The sequence below is a fragment of the Pseudomonas sp. Sample_14 genome (genome assembly GCF_004307515.1).
Lineage (GTDB): Bacteria > Pseudomonadota > Gammaproteobacteria > Pseudomonadales > Pseudomonadaceae > Aquipseudomonas > Aquipseudomonas atacamensis.
This window is the reverse complement of the sequence record NZ_RCOC01000074.1, coordinates 24,684-40,973: the sequence shown is the minus strand read 5'-3', so window position 1 is coordinate 40,973 and position 16,290 is coordinate 24,684. Positions and strand designations below refer to the sequence as shown.

At 60.6% G+C, this 16,290-nt stretch carries 15 protein-coding genes; 5 read left to right on the top strand and 10 right to left on the bottom strand.

Annotated elements, in window-relative coordinates; genetic code table 11:
- Window positions 1-841 precede the first annotated feature (841 nt).
- Window positions 842-1,195 (top strand): hypothetical protein, encoded by a 354-nt coding sequence (locus D8U61_RS18125; RefSeq protein ID WP_016773880.1) that lies wholly within the window; start codon window positions 842-844, stop codon window positions 1,193-1,195.
- A 246-nt stretch (window positions 1,196-1,441) separates the two neighbouring features.
- Here D8U61_RS18125 and D8U61_RS18120 read toward each other — a convergent pair whose 3' ends face one another.
- The 4 genes from D8U61_RS18120 to inhA all read right to left on the bottom strand — a co-directional run bounded on the left by D8U61_RS18120 (window position 1,442) and on the right by inhA (window position 5,526).
- On the bottom strand, window positions 1,442-1,966 hold the full coding sequence (locus D8U61_RS18120; protein ID WP_130887039.1) for a hypothetical protein: 525 nt from the start codon (window positions 1,964-1,966) through the stop codon (window positions 1,442-1,444).
- 204 nt (window positions 1,967-2,170) lie between these two features.
- Window positions 2,171-3,736 (bottom strand): PAS domain-containing methyl-accepting chemotaxis protein, encoded by a 1,566-nt coding sequence (locus tag D8U61_RS18115; protein ID WP_130927415.1) that lies wholly within the window; start codon window positions 3,734-3,736, stop codon window positions 2,171-2,173.
- Window positions 3,737-3,838: 102 nt separating this feature from the next.
- Window positions 3,839-4,630, bottom strand: a complete 792-nt coding sequence (locus tag D8U61_RS18110) for a CPBP family intramembrane glutamic endopeptidase (protein ID WP_130887038.1) — start codon at window positions 4,628-4,630, stop codon at window positions 3,839-3,841.
- Between the two features lie 209 nt (window positions 4,631-4,839).
- Window positions 4,840-5,526 (bottom strand): isonitrile hydratase, encoded by a 687-nt coding sequence (inhA, locus tag D8U61_RS18100; protein ID WP_016773884.1) that lies wholly within the window; start codon window positions 5,524-5,526, stop codon window positions 4,840-4,842.
- Between the two features lie 89 nt (window positions 5,527-5,615).
- Between inhA and D8U61_RS18095 the strand changes: the two genes are divergently transcribed.
- Window positions 5,616-6,638, top strand: coding sequence for a GlxA family transcriptional regulator (locus D8U61_RS18095; protein ID WP_130927414.1), 1,023 nt, complete (start codon window positions 5,616-5,618; stop codon window positions 6,636-6,638).
- Between the two features lie 2 nt (window positions 6,639-6,640).
- On the opposite strand, the gene D8U61_RS18090 is transcribed toward D8U61_RS18095, so the two are convergent.
- The 5 genes from D8U61_RS18090 to D8U61_RS18070 form a co-directional block, all read right to left on the bottom strand.
- The gene (locus tag D8U61_RS18090; protein ID WP_130927413.1) at window positions 6,641-7,273 is read right to left on the bottom strand and encodes a BRCT domain-containing protein; all 633 of its coding nucleotides are present in this window, start codon (window positions 7,271-7,273) and stop codon (window positions 6,641-6,643) included.
- 12 nt (window positions 7,274-7,285) lie between these two features.
- Window positions 7,286-7,675 carry a hypothetical protein gene (locus D8U61_RS18085; protein WP_130927412.1) on the bottom strand — a complete coding sequence of 130 codons (390 nt, stop codon included), beginning with the start codon at window positions 7,673-7,675 and terminating at the stop codon, window positions 7,286-7,288.
- Window positions 7,676-7,985: 310 nt separating this feature from the next.
- Window positions 7,986-9,812 (bottom strand): glycoside hydrolase family 15 protein, encoded by a 1,827-nt coding sequence (locus D8U61_RS18080; RefSeq protein WP_130927411.1) that lies wholly within the window; start codon window positions 9,810-9,812, stop codon window positions 7,986-7,988.
- Window positions 9,805-10,605, bottom strand: coding sequence for a glucose 1-dehydrogenase (locus tag D8U61_RS18075; RefSeq protein ID WP_125918444.1), 801 nt, complete (start codon window positions 10,603-10,605; stop codon window positions 9,805-9,807). The genes D8U61_RS18080 and D8U61_RS18075 overlap by 8 nt, the downstream gene beginning before the upstream one ends.
- Before the next feature lie 89 nt (window positions 10,606-10,694).
- Window positions 10,695-11,699: a family 2 encapsulin nanocompartment cargo protein terpene cyclase gene (locus D8U61_RS18070; RefSeq protein WP_130927410.1), complete on the bottom strand. Its 1,005-nt coding sequence runs from the start codon at window positions 11,697-11,699 to the stop codon at window positions 10,695-10,697.
- A 244-nt stretch (window positions 11,700-11,943) separates the two neighbouring features.
- On the opposite strand from D8U61_RS18070, the gene D8U61_RS18065 reads away from it, so the two are divergent.
- Window positions 11,944-13,116, top strand: a complete 1,173-nt coding sequence (locus D8U61_RS18065) for an MFS transporter (RefSeq protein WP_130927409.1) — start codon at window positions 11,944-11,946, stop codon at window positions 13,114-13,116.
- A 111-nt stretch (window positions 13,117-13,227) separates the two neighbouring features.
- On the opposite strand, the gene D8U61_RS18060 is transcribed toward D8U61_RS18065, so the two are convergent.
- Complete coding sequence (locus D8U61_RS18060) at window positions 13,228-14,361, bottom strand: cupin-like domain-containing protein (protein WP_125918441.1); 1,134 nt, start codon at window positions 14,359-14,361, stop codon at window positions 13,228-13,230.
- A gap of 136 nt (window positions 14,362-14,497) precedes the next feature.
- Between D8U61_RS18060 and D8U61_RS18055 the strand changes: the two genes are divergently transcribed.
- Entirely contained in the window at window positions 14,498-15,238 is a 741-nt protein-coding gene (locus D8U61_RS18055; protein WP_125918440.1) for an alpha/beta fold hydrolase, read from the top strand.
- Between the two features lie 35 nt (window positions 15,239-15,273).
- Complete coding sequence (locus D8U61_RS18050) at window positions 15,274-16,257, top strand: TauD/TfdA family dioxygenase (RefSeq protein WP_130903086.1); 984 nt, start codon at window positions 15,274-15,276, stop codon at window positions 16,255-16,257.
- The last annotated feature ends 33 nt before the right edge of the window (window positions 16,258-16,290 follow it).

The following is a 16,290-nucleotide window of genomic DNA, read 5'->3' as shown; positions in this document are numbered from 1 at the left end:
CTTCCGACGTCGCCGGTGGATCAAGATCAAAAGCACTCGAGCTTGCGCTCATTGTTGAGTGGGGCGGCTTCGCCGCGGGCAGCTGCGCTGCTTTGCTTTTCTGCTTTTTGTGGGAGCGAGCCTGCTCGCGAAGGCGGCCTGACAGCCGACCATTATCCACCGGCCGGACTCAATCCCTGTGGGAGAGCACTCGAGCTAACGCTCATTGTTGAGTGGTGCGGCTTTGCCGCGGGCAGCTGCGCTGTTTTGCTTTTCTGTGGGAGCGAGCTTGCTCGCGAAGGCGGCCTGACAGCCGACCACTATCTACCGGCCGGACTCAATCCCTGTGGGAGCTGGCTTGCCAGCGATGGCGACCTCCAAGCCGACCAGTCCCCCACTGATGTACCCGATCCAAATGTGGGAGCGAGCCTGCTCGCGAAAGCGCTCTTCCAGACGACCTCAAACCACCTGACTGTCAGAGGCAATCCCTGCACTTAAACATCATCAAATACCCCCGTTGAAACTACACGACCCGTTACGCCATCCCGGCTACAACTCCTTGCGCCATTGCCTACGCCTACGCCAGAATCCGCCGGCTTACGCGCCATGAGGTTGGCTATATCGTTTCTCGGTCACTGACAAAAAGCAGTGATCGGGTTTGGTAGCCCGTCTGTAATGGCCGTATGTCTACGCCTTCAGACCGTCCTTTTTTTGGGGGCTCGGTTTATATGGTGGTCATGCGTGGGGCTCGTTCGCGGGCGCCGGGTTCCTATTGCAGCCGGTCTACCAACCCGCGTATGGCCGCCACCCTCGTTTGGTAGCGAAGGTGATGGCTCCTTGAATCTGCAATAGGAGTTTCATCATGTTCAAAGTCACCCCCAACCCGCCACCCTCCCACGACCGCGCACTCGACCCGCAAAAAATCCAGGAAGCCACCGACCGCGCCCTCGATTACTACCTCAAACCCGAAGATCTGGCCGCTCCACCAAGCTCTCCAAAATATCGCCCGATCTATGTCGTGGACCCCACGCTGGATGACGAAACCCTGTTGGTCGAGGCCTGCGAGTCGCTTTCATACGCCCATGCCATGGCCGGTAACATCGCCAACTCGATAGGCGGCCCGGAGCGCAAACCGCTGCTGGCGCTGCAACAGGTGATCATGCTGAACGAACTGTTGGTCAATCGGTTACTGGACAAACTGAAGCTGCCTCAATAAGTTCGCTGGCTTTTATGGCCTCTTCGCGAGCAGGCTCGCTCCCACAGGGGATCGTCGTCGGGCACATATCTGTGGTCACCGCATATCGGATGTAGGGTGAGCCTGCTCGCGATGTTGGCCTGACGACCAACCGGCCTCTTACTGATGCACCCGGTCCAAATGGGGGGGGCGAGCTTGCTCGCGAAAGCGGCATCCCAGACGACACCAAAATCACAGGCCAACTTCCCGCTATTTCTTTGCGGTATATCAAACAATATCCGGCAATGCCTCAAAATATTGTTTGGCTTTCAGATCATCTCTTTTTAAATTGAAAGTACCTTTGGGTCTTATTTGTTCGGGGGTTTCGTCGGGTTTTGTTTTTGCAAATGTCGCTTCGAATTCGCCTTCAACAGTCCCTTTTACAGGATCCAGCTTAATGCTCAGTGTCGCATCACCCGCCGCGATAACTCGCCAGCCTTTAAGTTCGCCCTTCTTTATTGAATGTCTGTGGTCACAGTACAAGCCCGCTGCAAGCGTATAAGTGCCTTCCAGGATGTCCTCGTTGATATACGGCACTGCGAGCATAAAACCAAAAAGATCCTCTGAATCAACGGTGCCTACGGAGCCGTAAAATATCCATGAGTTATCAGTTGTCGTGCTTGAGTTATAGAATAATGTTCTTTGGGCTTCGGTTGATAAAGAATCGATCTGCCACTGAAATTCGTTGTCCTCTGTTTCGAAGTTATTTATCTGCGGGACGTTATTTTTGTTATAAAAATCTCTGAAGCTCACGATGAAATCCTTCTGTCTCGTAGGGGGATCCCGTCGATTGATCGGACGGTAATTCATAGATATTCAGTTTCTAAAATGTTGTCTACTGTCAGAGTTGTCAGCTAGACATAGTTCGCAGAATGTGCTTTTCGCTTATTTTTTTGTTTCAGGTAATAAAAAAACCGGAAGCTTTAGCTGTCCGGTTTTTTTATCCTGCTAGAGCAATCAGCGGTTAAACCGCGCCACCAACGAATACTGCGTGTTGGCCGTCTTCGTCAGCTCTTCACTCAACAACGCCGAGTTATGCGCTTGCTCGGACGTCTGATCCGCCAGTTCCGAGATATTGCTGATGTTACGGCTGATCTCTTCAGCCACGGCACTTTGCTCTTCGGTCGCGGCGGCGATCTGGGTGGTCATGTCGGTGATGTTGGCCACTGCTTCGCTGATGCCGACCAGTGCCTGATCCGCTTCCAGGACCCGCGCCACGCCTTCTTCAGCCTGGCGATGCCCGGCTTCCATGGTTTGCACGGCGCTGGAGGCGGTCTGTTGCAACTTGGCGATCAGGGCATGGATCTGCCCGGTGGATTCGCTGGTGCGTTGCGCCAGTTGGCGGACTTCGTCAGCCACGACCGCAAAACCACGGCCCATTTCACCGGCACGCGCCGCTTCAATCGCAGCGTTGAGGGCGAGCAGGTTGGTCTGGTCGGCGATGCCTTTGATCACGTCGACCACGCCGCCGATTTCGTCGCTGTCCTTGGCCAGTTGCGTCACGGTCAGGCCGGTTTCGCCGACGACCACCGACAGGCGCTGAATCGCTTCGCGGGTTTCCCCGGCGATGTCGCGGCCGCGGCCGGTCAGGCGGTTGGCTTCCTGGGTGGCGTCAGCGGTGCGCTGTACGTGGCTGGCGACTTCCTGGGTGGTGGCGGCCATCTGGTTGACGGCGGTGGCGACCTGTTCGGTTTCCACGCGCTGGCGTTCCAGGCCGGTCGAGCTGTTGTGCGCCAGGGCGTCGGACTGCTTGGCCTGATCGGTCAGGTGCTCGGCGGTGTCCTGCAAGCGGGTCAGGCAGGTTTTAAGGCGTGCTTCCTGGCTGAGAATCGACATTTCCAGACGCGCCTGGGCGCCACGGCTGTCGGTGTACATCTGCGCGATCAGCGGGTCGGAGGTGGTCTGTTCGGCCAGGCGCAGCAGGCGCTTGAGCCCGCGTTGCTGCCATTGCAGGCCCATCAGGCCCAGCGGCACCGACAGCGCTGCGGCGAGGGCAAAGCCCCACTGCGAGTTCAGCGTCGCGCCGATCATGAAGCTCAGCTGGCTGACCAGAATGAACGGCAGCCAGTCCTGCAGGAGCGGCAGCCATTTGTCCGTCGAAGGAATCGCCGACTTGCCCTGGTTGATGCGTTGATAGAGCGCTTCGGCGCGGCGGATCTGTTCGGCGGTGGGCTTGACGCGCACCGACTCGTAACCGACCACCTGGCTGCCATCGAACACCGGCGTGACGTAGGCGTTAACCCAATAGTGGTCACCGGATTTGCAGCGATTCTTGACAATGCCCATCCATGGCAAGCCTTGTTTCAATGTGCCCCACATGTGCGAGAACACCGCCGACGGCACGTCAGGGTGACGGACCAGATTGTGCGGCGCACGGATCAGTTCCTCTCGCGAAAACCCGCTGATTTCAACGAACGCGTCGTTGCAGTAGGTGATCATGCCCTTGGCATCGGTGGTGGAAATCAACCGTTGCTGAGCTGGAAAGGTCCGCTCGCGTTGTGTAATGGGCTGGTTGTTACGCATGGTTTTTCAATCCGCAAGGCTTTGAATGGTTGTCGGCGCCGACAGGTTTTTATTGAAGTTTTTTTTCAGATTCAAGTACGCCGTCGCAAAACCGCGCTTGCGTCAACTGGCCAGCATCGGATAGGTGAACAGGCCGAAGTGCAGCAGGTTCAGGCCGAAATGGGTGGCGATCGCCGCGCCCAGTCCGCCGAAACGGTAGGCCAGACCATAGCCGACCCCGGCCAGTCCCGCCAGCAACACCCAGGTCCAGCCAGCACCGGCATGCACCAGACCGAACAATAGCGATGCCGACAGCAGTGCGAGGTTGTCGCCGTAGGGCAGGTGCTTGAAGCGACGGCTCAGCCCGCCCTGTAGATAGCCGCGAAACAGCGCTTCCTCGACCAGCGTCACCAGCAGCAGATTGTTCAGCACCCACAGCCAGGCCTGATCCGGCCACTTCGGCGCCCAGGCGATTACGCCGAGCAACAATGCGCCGCCGAGGGCGAGAATCGCGCACAGCGTCAGGGCGAGGGCGGTGGCATAGACCGTCAGGCGCAACGAACGCCGCGCGACGATCCATGGACAGACCAGCAGCAACCAGAAGCCCACCAGCGGTTTGTCGAGATTGAGGTACATCGCGAACGGCACGGCGTTGTCAGTGAACCGTTGCGGATTGATTACTCGGCCGTTGGCGAAGCCCGGCAGCCAGTGCATCGCCAGTGCCACGGCCAGAACGATGAACAGGCCATGGCCGAGCCAACGCGCGACTGGCACCTCTTGCTGACGCACGGCGAACGCGGCGAACAGCAAAAGCCCCACGGAGATCAATGCCAGCCAACCGAGCTGGCCGTAGCTCAGGGCCAGTCCGTAACCGAGGCCGAGCAGCGCGAGATAGAGCCAGGGCAGCGCCTTCATCGAAAGTCCTTGTGCGAGATTTCTGGAAGGGGCTTTCTACACGGGCGAGTGAGGTGGGACAAGTGAAGGTGTGGCAGTCATGCCAGACACAAATCAAATGTGGGAGCGAGCCTGCTCGCGAAAGCGGTCTTCCAGATGACGTCACTGGCGACTGACACTCCGCCTTCGCGAGCAGGCTCGCTCCCACAGGTTTTGCATTCGGCTGGATATCAGCGCAGGCCCAGTTTGGCCGCCGCGCGCTCGGTAATCTCCGTACGCAACTTCAACGAAGGCGCCGCGCGCAACCGCGCTTCATCGACCACCGCGCTCGGCGCCACCTCCGGACTGCCGGCGTTGAACGGCGGTGCCGGGGCATATTCCAGTTGCAACTGCACCAGTTGCGCCGTATCGGCATCGACCAGTTCCGCCGCCAGCACCAAGGCGAAATCGATGCCAGCGGTGATTCCGCCACCGGTAAACAGATTGCCGTCGCGTACCACCCGATCCTTCACCGCAATCGCCCCCAGCGTCGGCAGCAACTGGTGATAAGCCCAGTGCGTGGTCGCGCGCTTGCCCCGCAGCAGCCCCGCCGCGCCAAGCACCAGCGAGCCGGTGCACACCGAGGTCACATAACGTGCCTGCGCGGCTTGGCGTTTGATGAAATCCAGCGTCTGCTGATCTTCCATCAGCGGCCCGACGCCACTGCCGCCGGGCACGCAGATCACATCCAGATCCGGACAATCCTCGAAGGTCGTAGTCGGTTTGAGCAGCAGGCCAGTGCTGGACGTCACCGGCATCAGGTCCTTCCAGATCAGGTGCACCTGCACGCCGGGCAACGAGGCGAGTACGTCGTAAGGGCCGGTCAGGTCGAGTTGCTGAACCTGCGGGAATAACAGAAAACCGATCTGCAGCGTCATCGTTCTTGCTCCGTTGAAAGAAGTGGACGACTGCACTGTAGGCGGGTAGGTTCTGGCGCATACGCCAATCACCCCACGAATTACGCCAAATGCCTAAAGCCATTCACGTCCTCGCGTTCGCCAACATGCAGATTCTCGATGTTACCGGGCCGTTGCAGGTGTTCGCCTCGGCCAACGATCTGGCCCGCCAGCGCGGCATGTCGGTGCCCTATGCGCCGAGCGTGATCGCCAGCGGCGGCGGGGCGGTGATGTCGTCGGCGGGCCTGGCGGTGCTGGCCGAACCGTTGCCGCAAACGCCCAGCGACACCTTGATTATCGCCGGCGGCTGGGGCATTTATCCCGCCGCCGAAGACTCGCAACTGGTCGACTGGGTGCGCGAGCACGGCACTCATTGCCGGCGCGTGGCTTCGGTGTGCACCGGGGCCTTTCTGCTCGCCGCCAGCGGCTGGCTCGATGGTCGCCGCGTGGTCACCCACTGGACGCGCTGCGAGCAACTGGCCGCGCAACATCCGAATCTGCACGTGGAAGCCAATCCGATTTTCATCAACGACGGCCCGGTGTGGACCTCGGCCGGGGTCACGGCCGGCATCGATCTGGCGCTGGCCATGGTCGAAGAAGACCTCGGCCGCGACATCGCCCTCGACGTCGCCCGGCACCTGGTCGTCTTCCTGAAACGCCCGGGCGGGCAGTCGCAATTCAGCGTGACGCTGTCGCTGCAACAACAGGGCAACCGCTTCGATGAACTGCACGCCTGGATCGCCGAAAACCTGACCTGCGACCTCGGCGTCCCGACCCTCGCCGAACAGGCCGGCATGAGCGAGCGCAGTTTTATCCGCCACTACCGTGCCGACACCGGCCAGACCCCGGCGCGGGCGATCGAATTGATCCGCGTCGAAACCGCCCGCCGACTGCTCAGCGATACCGGTTTGCCGGTGAAACGCATCGCCGGCAATTGCGGCTTTGGCAGCGAAGAGACGCTGCGGCGCAGTTTTCTCCGTGCCATTGGCGTGACACCGCAGGCTTATCGGGAGCGGTTTTCGGTCAGTGTTGCAGCAGATCCAATGCCTTCAGGCGTTTTGGGTCCTATTGATGAAGATCGACCAATGACCTAAGGCTAGCCAAACAACACTTTTTGCCAATGGTCTTCACTGATGATTGCTATCGGTACGCCGCTGTCCCGAAGTTCGACGGCTTTTTTGATCTTGGTGCCGTAGGTACTGTGAAGCCATTGGTCATTACCGATGCTGCCTACCACCAGATAATGAATTTTTTTGCTGACGGCGCCACCAATCAGTCCTCCTCGCTCAGTCACGCGCAATTCGCATTCCTTGCGCGGCCCGTAAGCCATGACGCCGGTAAAAAGAAAGACGCGATCCGTCCAGCTCAAGGTTGGGAAAGGATTATCGAAGGGTAGGGCATTTGGCGCTGTAAAGGTTTGGATTGATCCTACGGGCAGCCCGGCAAACTGATGAAGCATTCCCAATAGCTCCACTGATTCATCCGAATCCAGCACGCCATCGCTGAGCATCTCGGCAAGGCGCTTGTAAAGGATGTTAACCACCGGATCGCTTAGATGAACCAGATGAGTTTCAATCCATGTCTTGAGAAATTCTGCTTCTTGCTGGTTGATCTTGCCGTCGGCGGCAAGTCCCGCTGCGACACCAACCAAGGCATCCGCAGAGCGACGATCAATACGCGCTTCGTGAAAGAAACCGCTGCTTTGAAACTCCTGATGTAAATCGACCATCTCTGCCTCTCCTTAAGCCTCAACTTCCGCGACCTGATTGAAATACTTCGTCCGATCCGGCGTAAACGTCACCTTCATCTTCGTCCGTGAGCACGTCAGCGCACGCTCCTGCGCCAGATCGATATCCAGATCTTCGCCACGCAGTCCCTGCCACTGCGCCAGATATTTCAGTGAGCCGTACTTCTCGTTTTTCTTCAGGCTGCGACTCACGCCACCCTTCCAGCCAAGCACCGGCAATTCACCGGCCAGGCAGCGCTGGGCCAGTTCGGGAAAGCGTTCGGCGCGCTGGCGGCCGATTTCCCAGCATTTGATCAGGCCTTGGTCGGCGGCTTCCCAGAGCTGGGTGCGGCTCAGCCCGGTGCGAAGGGGGGAGTCGATGGTGCGCTGGACGTGATGAGGCATTCCGCTTCCTTGAATTCGGGTGTGGTTGGACAGCTCCGCTGTGCCCGTTGCTTTGGATGGTAGGTGTGGATGTAACGGCTGGCAACAAGGTATTTCGGCGTGTAAGCGTACGTTGCGCGAAGTGTTTCAACGTGACGTGAGTAGTTTTTGAGACGCGGTTTTTACACAGACTGTCGCCAGACGTAAACGGCGCACGGGTTCGACGACGGGGATGGGCCTGAGCCAGTTGTCTGGCATGCAGGCCCGTTGTGGAAACATACCTGTCGATCAGGGATCGGTCTGACAAGCGCTGGCGAAAAAACGGTCAGCGCTAGGGCTGCCAGGAGCTCTTTTCGCCACTCAATTTTCGATCGAGAAAACTCGCCGCACTGATCAACGCCAGATGCGTCAGCGCTTGCGGCGTGTTGCCCAGATGCCGGCCATGGCTGTCGAACTCTTCGGCGTACAGCCCAAGCGGATTGGCATATCGCAGCAATTGCTCGAACTCCAAGTGGGCTTTTTCCACCTGGCCGGCGCGGGCCAGGCATTCGACGTACCAGAACGAGCACGCGGCGAACGCGCCTTCGGTGCCGCTGAGGCCATCGATGTTGGCGTCTTCGTTGCGATAGCGATAGACCATGCCGTCGCGCACCAGGGTTTTTTCGATCGCTTCCAGAGTCGACAGCCAGCGCGGATCCTTGGCGCTGACGAAACGCACCAGCGGCATCAGCAGCATCGAGCCGTCCAGCGCGGTGCCGCCCTTGTACTGAACGAAATGCCCGCGTTCCTCATCCCAGAAGTTGTCCCAGATGTCGGTGTAGATCGCTTGCCGGGTCTGATCCCAACGGGCGAATGGCGCCGGCAGCGAGCGCTTGGAAGCCAGGCGGATCGCCCGGTCCAGCGCCACCCAGCACATCAGCCGCGAGTGCAGGAAATGATGAGTCTCGCCGCGCATCTCCCAGATGCCGACATCTTCGCTCTGCCAGGTCTCGCAGACCTGATCGACCACTTCGCCGACGTGCCGCCAGCCTTCGTGGGAAATGGCGTCGCCGTATTTGTTGACCAGATACACCGCATCCATCAGCTCGCCGAAGATATCCAGCTGGATCTGATCATAAGCGCCGTTGCCGATGCGCACCGGTTGCGCGCCGCCGTGACCGGACAGGTGCGTGAGTTCGGTTTCCGGCAATTCCTGCTGGCCGTCGATGGCATAGAGGATGTTGAGTTTCATAGGTTTGCCGCAGCAATCGCTGACCCGTCCGCGCAGCCATTGCATGTAGTGGTTGGCTTCATCGACAAAGCCCAGGCGCATGAACGCGTAAACCGTGAACGAAGCGTCGCGGATCCACGTGTAGCGGTAATCCCAATTGCGCTCGCCGCCGGGAGTTTCCGGCAGGCCGAAAGTGGCAGCGGCGAGGATTGCACCGTGGCGGCGTGAGGTCAGCAGTTTCAGGGCGAGGGCGGAGCGATTGACGATTTCCCGCCAGCGCCCGCGATAGTTGGATTGGCCGATCCAGCCACGCCAGTATTTGAGGGTGCGCTCCATGCACAATTCGGCAGCACCTTCGGCAAAACGCGGATCGTCGCTGCCGCCGAGCATGAATGCGGCGGTTTCATTGTGCTCGAGGGTGAATTGCGCGACGGCCGCTTGCGCGTCGATCTGCAGTGGCTGATCTGAAGCCAGGCGTATCGACGGCTGGCCAGCGGCGTGGAACGTCACGTACTTTGCGTCGATCTCTGCCCGGGTGTCGGCGCGACCATAGTCGTGGCGCACTGCGCAACGCAGGTTGAACGTTGCTGAGCCGCTGACTACGCGCACCCGGCGCATCAGCAGGGGCAGGGCGTCGACATCGTCACCGATGGGCAGCAGATCGGTGATTTCCACCACCGCGTGTTCGCTCAGCCAACGGGTCTGCAAGACGTTGGTGTCGGGCAGATAAATCTGTTCCCGGCGTGCATCCGGCAAGTCCGGCGCGAGCTGGAAAATCCCTGCTTCAGGGGTGTCGAGCAGCGAGCAGAAGATCGTCGGGCTGTCGAACTCCGGCCAGCAGAAAAAATCCACGCTGCCCTTGTCGTTGACCAGTGCGGCGCTGCGCATGTCGCCGATGATGCCGTGGGCACCGATGGGACTTTGTTGTTCCACTTCAGGCTCAGCCATTGCCGCGAAACTCCGGATAGAGGCTCATCCCGCCATCGATGAACAGGGTGGTGCCGACGATGTAATCGGACAGGTCGGAAGCGAGGAAAACCACTGCGTTGGCAACATCCTCGACATCGCCAATGCGTCCATAGGGAATCAACTCAAGAAGTTTTTCGCCGGCCGCGCCTTCAGTGGCTTCTGTGTTGATGGCCGTGCTGATCGCACCGGGCGCGATGCTGTTGATACGGATGCGCTGGTGGCTGACTTCCTGGGCGAGGCTCTGCATCAACTGATCGACGCCGCCCTTGGACGCCGCGTAATTGACATGCCCGGCCCATGGAATGCGCTGGTGCACCGAGCTCATGTGAATGATCTTGCCCGCCGCGCGCGAAACGCCTTCGCGCACGCCCTGACGCTGGAAAATCCGCAACGCCGCCCGTGCGCAGAGGAACTGCCCGGTGAGGTTGACGCCGATCACCGTGTTCCAGTCGTCGAGCGTCATGTCCACGGCGGCAGCGTCTTTTTGCAGGCCGGAATTGGCCACCAGAATGTCCAGCGAGCCGAAGGCTTCGACGGTCTCGGCGAACAGCCGCTCGACATCTTCTTCTTTCGAAACATCCGCGCCGATGGCGAGGGCCTTACCGCCTTCGGCGTTGATTTGCGCGGCCAGTTCTTCGGCGGGTTCGGCGCTGCTGTTGTAGTTGATCACGACCGCAGCGCCGGCCGCAGCGAGTGCTTTGGCGGCGGCATGGCCGATGCCGGAGCTGGCGCCAGTGACCAGCGCCACCTGATGAGCGAGGGAAATCTGCATGACGATTCGCGCCTTGGTTCCAGAGACTTAAGTAGCTGACTGATGGCCTGTGGCGAGAGTTCATCTGCAACCATGAAAAGTTGGCAGCTTCAGACCTGATAGCGGCCACTGCTGCGGTGCCATTCGACGTTGCCGGCCAGCCAGCTCTTGATTCCGCGCAGATAGCGTTTGAGCAGCAGGGAGGCGTGCGGTAATACCGCCCGTTCTGCCGCCTCATACAGATGCATGATGTCATCGTGAACGGCAGCACTTTGCGCCATGGCCTGCGCGGGGGAGCAGCCCTGTTCTTGGATCAGCAACAAAGGCAGGTTGAAATCGCCGATACCGGCCTGCTGTTCCTTCAGCGCGGAAAACAGATCATTGGCAATGATCGTGGCGCTGGCGGCCAGCGCCGTGACGCGCCGCACCTCAGGTGCGCTGTATTCGTTGGCGGGCAATTCATACCCGCCGATGATGTCGATCAGCGACAGGCACGGCAGAAAACTGTTGACCTGACGCTGAGCCAGATATTCCCAAAGCGCGGGCGTGAGCCCTTCGATACGCCAGGCCGCTTCGGCGGTCATGGTGACGAACATGGCAATGATTTCATGGCGAACGCGGGCAACCTGCGCCGCGGTCGCGAAAGTCTCGACCCGCCTCAGATAGGCACGCAGCGCGACCAGCACCGGATCGCTGTTCAAGGCCTGCTCAAGCCCCGGGCGGAACCGTGCGCTCAGGTAAACCGGTTCCAGCGCCGCCAGCGCCAGGGAAAGGCGCGGCCCGACCATTCTGGGTTCGGACCCGGTTCGCTCATCGTCGCAGTAGTAGTCGTCCACGGCGAACAATGCGGCGAAACATTGCGCCGCGAGCAACAGCCGATCGGGCTCATCGGTGTCGGTATGACACAGCATGGCGAAGCGACCGAAACCCATGGCGCGGACTTTGTCTTGCCGACCCGGGAAAATCCCCACCTGCTCGATCCACGGCATCAGCCGATCATCCACCTCGTCTGCCAGCGCGGCGTTGTCGCGAAAGGGCGCCAAGCCATAAAGGGCGGGGACGGCCCAGGGCACTTTGTCCGCTTCGGGTGAGACGAACATTGACGATTCGTCCATGGCGAGGCTCCTGAGTGCGTTTGCAGGGTTCACGGTGACACATGAAGATCCAAGGCCTCATCAAAGCGCAAAAGGCAAGGGACCACACCTGTCAGGTCTGACAGGTCAGCGTGGGTTTTCGACCAGTGGTCATCGTCGTTCAGCGCTGGAAAGATCAGTGGCCTTCACAGACCGCTAACAATTGCGCGCTTCCACGGCATTCAAGGCTATGGCAACTTGGCCGCCCCTGATGAGGCTGCAATCGATGGCAAACCCCTACCGCGAATTGTTCACCGCCCCCGGTGCCCGTGCTTTCGTACTGGCCGGGATGCTGGCGCGCATGCCGATTTCCATGACCGGCATTGGCCTCATCACAATGCTTGCGCAGTTGAACGGCGGTTATGCGCTGGCGGGGGCGGTGGCGGCGACGTTTGCCTTGGCCACGGCGTTTTGCGCGCCGCAGGTATCGCGGCTGGTGGACCGTTATGGGCAGGGGCGGGTGCTGCCAATCGCAGCGTTGACCGGTGGCGGCGGGTTATTGATGTTGCTGCTGTGCACGCGTTTGCAGGCGCCGGACTGGACGTTGTTCGTCTTCGCCGCGCTGGCCGGGTGCATGCCGAGCATGTCGGCGATGGTGCGGGCGCGCTGGACCGAGATCTACCGTGGCCAGCCGCAATTGCAGACGGCGTATGCGCTGGAGTCGGTGCTCGACGAAGTGTGTTTTATCGTCGGGCCGCCGCTGTCAGTAGGCTTGTCGGTTGCGGTGTTTCCCGAGGCCGGGCCGTTGGCGGCGCTGTTGGCCTTGGCCATTGGCGTGACGGCGTTTGTCGCCCAGCGCAGCACCGAGCCGCCCGTGCACGCGCAGGAGTCGCAGCATCGGGGCTCGATCATTCGCTCGACCGACGTGCAATGGCTGCTGGCGTTGATGCTGGCGATGGGCGTGATCGTCGGAGTCATCGATGTGGTCAGCGTCGCTTTCGCTCAACATCAGGGGCAGCCGGCAGCGGCGAGTATTGTTTTGTCGGTGTACGCGATCGGCTCATGCCTGGCCGGCATCGCCTTCGGTGCGATGCGTTCGAAACTGCCTTTGCCGCGCCTGTTTCTCTACGGCGGCGTGGCGACGGCAGTGACCACGCTGCCGCTGCTTTTGGCGAGCAACATCCTTGGCTTGTCGATCGCGGTATTTATCGCCGGGCTGTTTTTTTCGCCGACGTTGATTGTGGCGATGGCGTTGATCGAACGCATCGTGCCGCCGGCCAAACTGACTGAAGGCCTGACCTGGCTGGTGACCGGGCTGAGCATCGGCGTGGCGATCGGCGCCGCCGGTTCCGGCGCGCTGGTGGATGCGTTTGGCGCGCGCAGCGGCTTCTGGCTGGCGATTGCGGCGGGAGCGGTGGTGCTGATTTCAGCGTTCCAAAGTTTCCGTCACTTGAAATGAAATTCCACTGTGGGAGCGAGCCTGCTCGCGAAGGCGGTGTGTCAGTAAATATCTTCATACCTGATACAACGCATTCGCGAGCAGGCTCGCTCCCACAGTTATTTTGCGGTGTTACCAGCCGCGTCCTGAGTTGATCCAGAAGTTGACGGATAGCGACGTCGACACCGACTCCACCTGATGGAACCAGCCCTCTGGCAAAAACAGCAGATCCCCAGCCTCCAGCGTCACCCGCAAAAACGTCACCTCCCGCGCTGCCGGGAAACGTTCATAGTCCGGCGCGTCCGGGTTGAAATCGCAGCCATCCAGACCTCCCTTGGGCGCGGTCGACCAGGTGCCCAGCGCTTCGCGGTGATGCGGCGCGGCGAGGGTGAATTTCTTCTGCCCCCAGACCTGGGCGAAGAGGTTGTCGGTGTCATCGCGGTGCAACGGCGTCAGCGTGCCCTTGGGGCCGATCCAGATACGTGGCGGAATGAACAGCGACGTGTCGAAGTAGGGCGGGTACTGGATCTGTTGCAGCAATTGCGCCGGCAGGATGTTGTTGCCCATGTACGCCGGCGGCTCGCCATCCGCGCCTTTGACCGCCGGGCTGTCCAGCGAGGCGATGAATTCGGCCATTGAGGTCGAGCGGAAATCACGCTCGGTGGAAAAGGTCTTCTTCACGTAATCGCCGTGGCGGGTGATGCCTTGCAGTTCGGCGAAATGCACCAGCGACTCCTCGCGGCTCAGGCTGAACAACGGCCAGTCGTGCAGGGCATTGCTGATCACCAACGGAATGCCGTTGGGCAGATAACGGGTTTCGAATTCGTGCCGGCTCAACTCGGCCCGCGCACGACGTTCGACGCTGGTCTGGCGAGGCAGCGCGGCAGTGAGCTTTTCGCTGAAGCGTGGCGGCGTCGGGTAGCGCTTGTTCATGTCGACCTTTTCCACCGTGCCGCCACCCTGGCGGGCGTGGTCGATGATCTGCGGCAACATCGTTGCCAGGCCCATGTTGCCGCCGATCTTCAGGCGCCCGCTGGCGAACAGTTCCTCGACGTTGACCACGCCGGCCATGATCCCGAGAAAATCCTTTTCCGCGACTTCGATGGTCACGTCCGGGCTTGGGTGGCGCCCGACTTCCGTGCGCTGGCTGGTCTTGACGTCATACCAGAACGCCTGCTGCGCGCTGAAAATGAACTGGAAAACGCCCTCGATGCCGACCGCGCCGGCGTTGGCGAACAACTTGCCCAGAATGCTCTGCAGGTCCACGGTGATTCCCTCGCGATTGTTGTTTTTTTCCTGAACAGGCAACGAGCGGCTGGCGAGGGAATTTAGCGACCGGGCGACTAATTTGTCCGGCCAGTGATCCGTCTTTCTTGCAGACACATTTTTCAAGGAAAGCGCGGTGACCAAGCTGACATTGCTGTGCCTGCCCTATTCGGGCGCCAGCGCCATGGTTTACAGCCGCTGGCGGCGTCAACTGCCGACGTGGCTGCAATTGCAACCGGTGGAACTGCCGGGGCGTGGGGCGCGGTTCGATGAACCGCTGCAAACCGACATGCGCGCACTGGCGCGACAACTGGCGCGCGAGCACAAAGCGGGGCTGCAAGGCCCGTATGCGTTGTTCGGGCATAGCCTCGGTGCATTGCTCGCCTGCGAAATGGCCCATGCCTTTCGCGAACTGGGTGTGCCGGAGCCGCTGGCGCTGTTCGCCTCCGGCACCGCTGCGCCGTCCATGCGCAGCGATTACGACCGCGGCTTTGCCGAACCGCGCAGTGATGAAGAACTCATCGAACAGTTGCGCACCTTTCAGGGCACCAGCGAAGAAATCCTCGCCAATGAGGAATTGATGAGCCTGACCCTGCCGGTGCTGCGCGCCGATTTCATGATGTGCGGCCGCTTCACGCCTGCCGAGCGGCCCTTGCTCAATTGCCCGGTGCACGTGCTCGGTGGCAAGGAAGACCGCGCCACCACCGAACAACTGATCGGCTGGAGCAAGGAGACCCTGGGCAGTTTCTCGGTGGACATGATGACCGGCGGGCATTTCTTCATTCATGAGCACGAGGCGCGGGTCATTCGCACGATCAAGACCCATCTGGAAGTGCATCACCGGCGCCTTGCGCAGGCCGCGCAACCGGCGTTCTGAGACGCGACTCATCTATCATTTTCAGGAGGCCAGTCATGGCTGTTGCTCTGGGATTTTCCGTGCGGCCGTTGCTGCCGCAGCGCGGGCGCTTGCCGCTGCTGGTCGAGGCGGGCGATGCCGACACCGACCTGCTGGCGGTGTTCGATGAATTGAAGGCGCTGGTCGACGAGCATCTGCTGCGCGACGGTGGTGTGCTATTTCGCGGTTTTCGCCTCGATGGCGCCGAGCAGTTCCGCCAGTTCGCCGCGAGTTTCGGCCATCCGCTGCTGAACTACGAGTTCGGCTCGACGCCGCGCACCAACGTCACTCAAGGCGTGTACACCTCCACCGAATACCCGGCGCACCAGAGCATTCCGCTGCACAACGAGCAGGCCTATTCCCGCGACTGGCCGATGAAGATCTGGTTCTACAGCATGATCACTGCCAGGTCTGGAGGCGAGACGCCGATTGCCGACAGCCGCGAAGTCTACCGGCGCATCCCCGTGGCGATCCGCGAGCGGTTCGTCAGCAAGGGCCTGATGTACGTGCGCAACTTTGGCAATGGCCTCGATGTCGCTTGGGAAGACGTGTTCAACACCGAAGACCGCGAAGTCGTCGAGGCCTACTGCAAGGCCCACGGCATTGTCTGCGAGTGGAAGGACGACGGTGAGCTGCGCACGCGGCAGACATGTCAGGCGGTGGCGGTGCACCCGGTGACCGGCGACCACGTCTGGTTCAATCAGGCGCACCTGTTTCACATCTCCAACCTGCCAGCGGACGTGCGCGAAAGCCTGCTCGACATCGTTGACGAAGAAGACCTGCCACGTAACGTCTACTACGGCGACGGCTCGCCGATCGAAGACGAAGTGCTGGCGCAGATTCGTGCGGTGCTCGACGACTGTGCGATCAGTTTCCCCTGGCAGGAGGGCGATGTGCTGATGCTCGACAACATGCTTTCGGCTCACGCGCGCTCACCGTTCGAAGGGCCGCGCAAAGTCATCGTGGCGATGGCCGAGGGGCATTCGCAGGACGTGCGTTAGGCGCTTCGCCACTCTTCAACTCAAATGCCGAAT